The organism is Protofrankia sp. CiP1_Cm_nod1, assembly GCF_920888515.1.
Taxonomy (GTDB): Bacteria; Actinomycetota; Actinomycetes; order Frankiales; family Frankiaceae; genus Protofrankia.
In genome coordinates this window covers 36,698-43,637 of the sequence record NZ_CAKKTM010000454.1, presented here as the reverse complement: position 1 = coordinate 43,637, position 6,940 = coordinate 36,698, and the positions used below count along the sequence as shown (strand labels likewise).

Sequence of the window (6,940 nt, the reverse complement as noted above, 5' to 3'; positions counted from 1 at the left end):
CCACGGGCCGGGCGTCGGGCAGGGCCGGCCGGGCATCGATCGGCGGGAAGTATCGGTCGACAGGAGGTGGCGGCGCATGCGGCTGATCCCAGGCCCGTCTGCCGTCCGTATATCCGGGCCACAACGTGGTGTGATCAGTTCGTTTCTGCGCCGGCACATCGATCTGTGCCGTGTCGCCGGCGCGCTCTGTCCACCCTGACCCGAGCCCCGCTGACCTGAGCATTCCTGACATACGCGCTGTCCGCCCGACCTGATCGGGTCCGGCCCGGATCCAGTTCGGGCCCGTCGTACCCGACGATCCGCCGCACGTGACGATCCGCCGCGCCCGACCTGGTCTGTCGCCGCCGGCCCTACCGGCTCCCGCGCGTCGTGACCGGGTGGGCCTGTTCCCGCTCGCGCTGACAGCGCCGCTCGTGTTGACACCGCCGCGCCGCCGGCCCACGGCCGCGCCGGCAGCCGTCTGAAAGGGGTATCGGACGATGAGCAGGCCGATCAAGCAGATCCATCTCGCCGCGCACTTTCCAGGTGTCAACAACACCACCGTGTGGAGCGACCCGGCTGCGGGAAGTCATATCGAGTTCGGCTCTTTCGTCCATTTCGCGCGGACCGCCGAACGCGGAAAGTTCGATTTCCTCTTCCTGGCCGAGGGGCTGCGGCTGCGCGAGCAGAACGGGCTGATCCACGACCTCGACGTGGTGGGCCGCCCGGACACCTTCACGGTGCTGGCCGCGCTCGCCGCGGTCACCGACCGGCTCGGCCTGGCCGGCACGATCAACTCCACGTTCAACGAGCCCTACGAGGTGGCGCGGCAGTTCGCCAGCCTCGATCATCTCTCCGGCGGCCGGGCGGCGTGGAACGTGGTCACCTCCTGGGACGCCTTCACCGGCGAGAACTTCCGCCGCGGCGGCTTCCTGCCCGAGGAGCAGCGTTACGCGCGGGCCAGGACGTTCCTGCGGACGGCCTGGGAGCTGTTCGGCTCCTGGCGCGGCGACGAGATCATCGCCGACAGGGAGACCGGGGTGTTCCTGCGCGACCCGCACCCGGGCAGGTTCACCCACCGTGACGCTCATTTCGACATCGCCGGCCAGTTCAACGTCCCGCGCAGCCCGCAGGGACGTCCCGTCATCTTCCAGGCGGGTGACTCCGACGAGGGGCGGGAGTTCGCCGCCTCGGGCGCGGACGCGATCTTCAGTCGGCACGGCACCCTGGAGGCCGGGCAGGCGTTCTACGCCGACGTCAAGAGACGGCTGGCCCGCTACGGCCGTGCCCGCGACCAGTTGCTGATCCTGCCCGCGGCGACGTTCGTGCTCGGCGACACCGACGCCGAGGCGGCCGAGATCGCATACGAGGTCCGGCGCCAGCAGGTCAGCGGCCAGACCGCGATCCAGTTCCTCGAGCAGCTGTGGAACCGTGACCTCTCCGGCCACAACCCGGATGGGCCGTTGCCCGCCGTCGACCCCGACCCCGGGGAGCACACGGTCGCCCGCGGCCGGGCCAGCGTGCGCATGTTCGGGGACAGGCTGGCCACCGCGAACCAGTGGCGCCAGCTCGCCGAGGCGAAGAACCTCTCCACCCGAGAGCTGATCATCGAGATCACCGGGCGGCAGACGTTCATCGGTTCCCCGGCGACGGTGGCCAGTGCGATCAACGATCTCGTGCAGGCAGATGCCAGCGACGGGTTCATCCTTGTCCCGCACATCACCCCCGGCGGGCTGGACGGTTTCGTCGACACGGTGGTCCCGCTGCTGCAGGAGCGTGGCGTGTTCCGTACCGAGTACGAAGGTATTACCTTGCGCGACCATCTCGGTCTTGCGCCGCTCGTCCCTGCCGTGTCAGGCACGTCCGACGCGTCCGGCGCGTCCCCTGCCGGGCCGGGGCCGGCGGCGAGGGCCGTGTCGTGAAGTTCCTGACCATCACCCTGATCGTGCACGCCCCGGACCCGGTCACCAGGGTGCGGAAGTCGACCGCCGAGCGGTTCCGCGAAGTGATCGACAACGCGCTGCTGGCCGAGGAACTCGGCTTCGACGGCTTCGGGGTCGGCGAACGGCATGAACGGCCGTTCATCTCCTCCTCCCCGCCGGTGGTGCTCAGCCACCTGGCCGCGCTCACCAGCCGGATCCGGCTGTTCACCGCCGTCACCACGCTGAGCCTGCTCGACCCGGTGCGGGCGTACGAGGACTACGCCACCCTCGACCACCTCTCCGGCGGCCGGCTGGAGGTGATCATCGGCAAGGGTAACGGCGCCGCCCAGCGGGAGCTGTTCCACGTCACCCCCGACGACCAGTGGGACCGCAACGCCGAGTCCTACGAGCTCTTCCGCCGGATCTGGCGGGAGGACAAGGTCACCGCCGACCCGCGGTTCCGCCCCGCGCTGCGGGACGCCGAGGTCTGGCCCCGGCCGCTGCAGCAGCCGATCCGGGTCTGGCACGGCAGCGCCACCAGCAAGGAGTCGGTCGACCTGGCCGCCCGCTACGGTGACCCGCTGTTCTCGGCCAACGTCACCAACCCGATCGAGCCGTACGCCGAACTGGTCCAGTACTACCGTGAGCAGTGGGAACACTACGGTCACGACCCGGCGCTGGCGGCGGTCGGTGCCGGCACGGCCGGCTACTACGCGGAACGCAGCTCCCAGGACGCCATCGCCGGCTACCGTCCGGTGTTCGAGGGGTATCTCGCCTTCCAGAAGCGGCTCGGCATGGAACCGGTGTTCCCGACGCTGGAGGACTTCGTCGAGCGCAGTTCCGCGCTGATCGGCAGCCCGCAGCAGGTCATCGAGAAGGTGCACCGCTACCACGAGCGGTTCGGGCACAGCGTGCTGCACCTGCACGCCGACGCCGGCGGCCTCACCGACGCCCAGCACCGCGCCAGCCTGGAGCTGTTCCAGTCCGACATCGCCCCGGTGCTGCGCCGCGAGATCCCGGACCCGCCCTGGCCGTGGGCCCCGGTGCTCGCCGAGCCGTCCCCGTCAGCCCCGCCCTCCTCGTCGTCTCAGCCGTCCTCGCCGTCGCCGTCGTCACCGAACGCATCGTCATCCGCCGCATCGTTACCGACCGTGGACGGACCCGCGCCCGCCGCCGTCTAGGCCGTGTCTATGAGTAAGGAAGCCTGTCATGGTCACGACTCCGCTCGCCGTCCTGGACCTCGTCCCGATCCCCGCCGGATCGACCGCGGCGCAGGCGCTGCGCAACAGCATCGATCTCGCCCAGCGGGCCGAGCGGTTCGGCTACGCCCGGTACTGGTTCGCCGAACACCACCTCAACCCCGGCGTGGCCGGCACCTCGCCGGCGGTCCTGCTGGCGCTGACGGCCGCGGCCACCTCGACGATCCGGCTCGGCTCCGGCGCCGTCCAGCTCGGGCATCGCACCGCGTTGTCGACGGTGGAGGAGTTCGGGCTCATCGACGCCCTGCACCCCGGGCGTCTCGACCTCGGCCTGGGCCGTTCCGGCGGGCGTCCGAACGAGGTGAGGCGTGAGCCGGCCCTGCTCGGCGCCGGCACGGCCGTCGTGGACGGACGCGCGCCCAATGGGCTGCGCATCCCACCCCGGTTCTCCTTCGAGCATCTGCTCAACTCGCCGCGCTTCGAGCTGCAGAAGGGGCTCCTGCAGCTCCCCGGCGCACAGTCACAGAACTACACTGAGCAGATCGGCGATGTCCTTGCCCTGCTGGCCGGCACCTACCGTTCCGCCGAGGGCGAACAGGCTCACGTGGTCCCCGGGGAGGGCGCGCAGGTGCAGGTCTGGATCCTCGGCAGCAGCGGGGGTGAGAGCGCGATCCTCGCGGGGGAGAAGGGGCTGCGGTTCGCCGCGAACTACCACGTCAGCCCGGCCACCGTCCTGGAGGCTGTCGAGGCCTACCGGGCCGCGTTCCAGCCGTCCGGCGAACTTGACCGGCCCTATGTCAGCGTCTCGGCCGACATCGTCGTGGCCGAGGACACCGCCACCGCGCGGGAGCTGGCCGCCGGTTACGGGCTGTGGGTACGCAGCATCCGCACCACGCTGGGGGCCATCCCGTTCCCGGCCCCGCAGGAGGCGCGCCGGCACGTGTGGAGCGACGCCGACCGCGAACTGGTCGCCGACCGTGTCGAGACCCAGTTCGTCGGCTCGCCGGGGCAGGTCGCCGACCAGCTGGAGCAGCTGCGCGACGCCACCGGCGCCGACGAGCTGATCATCACCACGATCACCCACGACCATGCCGACCGGGTCCGCTCCTACCAGCTGCTGGCCCAGGAATGGCAACGCCGTTGAGCCGGGTCCCCGCCAGCCGGCAGGACCCGGACCAGCGGCATCCACTGGACAACCCCGCCCGCTGGTCGCTGACCGGGGCGCACGCGCACCTCGCCGAGCGGCGCGGCAACGTGCTGCGCTACCCGGTCGACGTCTCCCCTTTCGTGGCGCTGCCCGAACAGCCCGACGCCGCCGACTGGAACGACATCGCCGCCCTCGCCGGCCCGGGGGCGCTGGTCCCGCTCGCCGGAGTGCAGGTCCCGCCGCCGCCGGGGTGGGAGGTGGTGGCGCGCGGCTCCGGGGTGCAGCTCGTCGACGGCGGAGTCGCCGCCGCGCCCGACGACGAGGCTGTCCGCCTCCAGCCGTCGGACGTGCCGGACATGCTCGCGCTGACCGCGGCCACCAAGCCCGGCCCGTTCCTGCCCCGCACCATCGAGATGGGCACCTACCTGGGCATCCGCCGCGACGGCGTGCTCGTGGCGATGGCCGGCGAGCGGCTGCACCCACCCGGCTGGACGGAGGTCAGCGCGGTCTGCACCGATCCCGCCTTCCGCGGCCAGGGGCTGGGAGGCCGGTTGGTGCGCGCGGTGGCCGCCGGCATCCGCGAACGCGGCGAAACCCCGTTCCTGCACGCGGCCGCCGACAACACCAACGCGATTCGGCTCTACCTCTCGTTGGGTTTCCGCCTCCGCCGCGAGGCGACCTTCCTTGCCGTCCGCGTCCCCGACCCCCTCCCCGAAAACGCCCCGGTCACCTGACCGGCGCAGCGCTTTCCGGATAAAACCGTTCCCATCCAGCACCGGCGGCCCAGGTCGGCCAGGTGCCGGGCATGAACTGGGCCATGCTCTGTGCCCCGGCGGCGGAGACCGCGCGCGGGTTGAAGCCGGATTCCTGGGCGAGCTGGGCGGTGAGCAGCGCCGGGCTGAGCTATGGACAGCAGTCGTTACCGGCACCGGCCGGGACGATCCAGCCCTGGTAGGTGTCGGCGCGCAGTGGCCCACCGGCAACAGCGAGTTTTGTGCTTTCGCCTATTCTGACGATACGTATCCTTTCTGGTACAAGAGGTGATCTTGGCGTGACGGTGCTGATGCGCACCGGCCATGACACACAGTTCCGCCACCGCCGCGCTGCCACGGACGTCGCTTCCGTTCAGCCGCTGGTGGCGGTCACAGACTGTCATGGGAGCACGGGGGTGACCAGCGTGGCCGCGTTGCTGCAGCCGGCGATCGGCATCGGTGTGGTCGCCGGCTGGCCCCGATATGCGGCCAACCGTGAGTTCGCTGGCCGGCCGCTGGTCCTGGTCCCCCGCGGCACCGTGCAGGCGACGGCGGGAGCCGGGGATGGCTGACGGGCGTCGTTTCTCCACAGGTGTGCGGCTGCTGGCCGCGGCCGGGCTGGTCGCGGTCGGGATCGCCGTCGGGCTGCTCCTCGGTGGCCGGGGTGGCTCCCCGGCACCGGCGCCGCCCCCGACCGCGGGTACGACCGGCCCGGTCCCGGCAGGCGGCGGGCCGGTGCTCCCGGATCCGGGCCTGCCCGTCCTGGACTTCTCCGACCTGACCTGGCTGGACTTCCACGGTCTCGCCCTGCCGGTCTCGCCGACCGCGGGCCCGCACATCCTGGCCGACGACCGGGCGTCCGGATTCGCGCACACCCCGCTGGGCGCGGCCCTCGCCGCGATCCACATCGCTGTTCGTACGGACGCCGCTGTCGGCGCCTACATCTTCGAACCCACCATCGCCGACCAGACCACCGGCGTTGACCAGCCCGCCCTGCTGGAACAGACCCGGATGACCGCGGCGCAGCAGGCCGTCCCTGCCCGGCTGAGCGGACGGTTCTCCGGCCAGGGCTACCGCTATGTCGGGGTCCGGTTCGACGCGGTCACTCCCGACCGGGTCGTGCTGTATCTGGCCACCGGCGCCGAGGACGCCACTGGCATCACGGTGTACGCCGCCGGACGTGTCGAGCTGCGCTGGGAACGGGAGGACTGGCGGGTCGTAGCCCCACCCGGCGGCAGTTGGTCCACCGTTACCGGCCGGGTCGCCTCCACCGCCGGCTTCCAGATGTTCCCTCGGAGGTAGGAGCCCGTGGCCTTTCCCGATTTGCATAATCCGTTGCGATACACCCAGTTCGGCCCCGCCACCGAGTTGGGCGGCGCCATTGTCAAGGCCGGCGCTGGCAAGGCTGTCGAGAAGGTCAGTGACAGTACGTTGAGTTCGTTGGAGGACACGCTGGCCAAGGGGCTGGCGTGGATGGTGGACACCACCTCGACCTGGTGGGTCAAGGCCCCCTCCATCCGGGTGCAGCAGCCGGTCGCGCCCGGTACGGACCCGGCGAGCGCGCCCCCGATCGAGGTGGTCGCCACGATCCGGGGCTGGATGTGGCCCATCGTGATCACGGTGGCGTTGTGTGGGCTGACTGCGTCCGGGACAACCCGATGACATCGGATATTTCTTTGTGATTGTGGCTATGCCTCGATGGAGGGAACGGGATCCGGTTCCAGGCGGATCGGGTTGCTCCAGGCGCGTCCTCCGGTCCTGTCCTCGACGGTGACCCGGCAGTATCCGCACTGTTCGAACATCGCGACGGGCAGGGAGCCCTTCGTCAGCGATTCTCCCTCGATCACCTGTGCGCCCGGAGCGCCTCCGGTGACCAGTATTTTGCGCACCGGTGAGCAGCTCACCGTGACCATGCCGTCGTGGAACTGGATGTCGTGTAGG

The 6,940-nt window shown here is 70.9% G+C and carries 9 protein-coding genes and 1 pseudogene; 8 read left to right on the top strand and 2 right to left on the bottom strand.

Features of this window, described 5'->3' with window-relative positions; translation table 11 throughout:
• Positions 1-76: 76 nt before the first annotated feature.
• The 5 genes from NBX02_RS23440 (at position 77) to NBX02_RS21270 (ending at position 4,981) form a co-directional block, all read left to right on the top strand.
• Positions 77-199: a putative leader peptide gene (locus NBX02_RS23440; RefSeq protein ID WP_445548569.1), complete on the top strand. Its 123-nt coding sequence runs from the start codon at positions 77-79 to the stop codon at positions 197-199.
• 280 nt (positions 200-479) lie between these two features.
• A complete protein-coding gene (locus NBX02_RS21285) occupies positions 480-1,901 on the top strand; it encodes an NtaA/DmoA family FMN-dependent monooxygenase (protein ID WP_250292727.1) in 1,422 nt (473 codons plus the stop codon).
• Positions 1,898-3,082 carry an LLM class flavin-dependent oxidoreductase gene (locus NBX02_RS21280; RefSeq protein ID WP_250292723.1) on the top strand — a complete coding sequence of 395 codons (1,185 nt, stop codon included), beginning with the start codon at positions 1,898-1,900 and terminating at the stop codon, positions 3,080-3,082. The genes NBX02_RS21285 and NBX02_RS21280 overlap by 4 nt, the downstream gene beginning before the upstream one ends.
• A gap of 28 nt (positions 3,083-3,110) precedes the next feature.
• Positions 3,111-4,244, top strand: a complete 1,134-nt coding sequence (locus tag NBX02_RS21275; RefSeq protein WP_250292720.1) for an LLM class flavin-dependent oxidoreductase — start codon at positions 3,111-3,113, stop codon at positions 4,242-4,244.
• A complete protein-coding gene (locus tag NBX02_RS21270; protein WP_445548566.1) occupies positions 4,229-4,981 on the top strand; it encodes a GNAT family N-acetyltransferase in 753 nt (250 codons plus the stop codon). Before NBX02_RS21275 ends, NBX02_RS21270 begins: the two co-directional genes overlap by 16 nt.
• Here the strand turns inward: NBX02_RS21270 and NBX02_RS23435 are convergent.
• Positions 4,974-5,138, bottom strand: coding sequence for a lytic transglycosylase domain-containing protein (locus tag NBX02_RS23435; protein WP_445548568.1), 165 nt, complete (start codon positions 5,136-5,138; stop codon positions 4,974-4,976). The genes NBX02_RS21270 and NBX02_RS23435 overlap by 8 nt on opposite strands.
• 277 nt (positions 5,139-5,415) lie before the next feature.
• Between NBX02_RS23435 and NBX02_RS21260 the strand changes: the two genes are divergently transcribed.
• From NBX02_RS21260 to NBX02_RS21250, 3 genes are read left to right on the top strand one after another with little or no spacing between them, the layout of a single operon-like run.
• Positions 5,416-5,571, top strand: a complete 156-nt coding sequence (locus NBX02_RS21260; RefSeq protein ID WP_250292718.1) for a hypothetical protein — start codon at positions 5,416-5,418, stop codon at positions 5,569-5,571.
• Complete coding sequence (locus NBX02_RS21255) at positions 5,564-6,301, top strand: hypothetical protein (RefSeq protein WP_250292714.1); 738 nt, start codon at positions 5,564-5,566, stop codon at positions 6,299-6,301. The genes NBX02_RS21260 and NBX02_RS21255 overlap by 8 nt, the downstream gene beginning before the upstream one ends.
• A 6-nt stretch (positions 6,302-6,307) precedes the next feature.
• Complete coding sequence (locus NBX02_RS21250; protein WP_250292712.1) at positions 6,308-6,661, top strand: hypothetical protein; 354 nt, start codon at positions 6,308-6,310, stop codon at positions 6,659-6,661.
• Between the two features lie 26 nt (positions 6,662-6,687).
• Here the strand turns inward: NBX02_RS21250 and NBX02_RS21245 are convergent.
• A pseudogene (locus NBX02_RS21245) lies at positions 6,688-6,940 on the bottom strand (phosphotransferase); the annotation flags it as partial.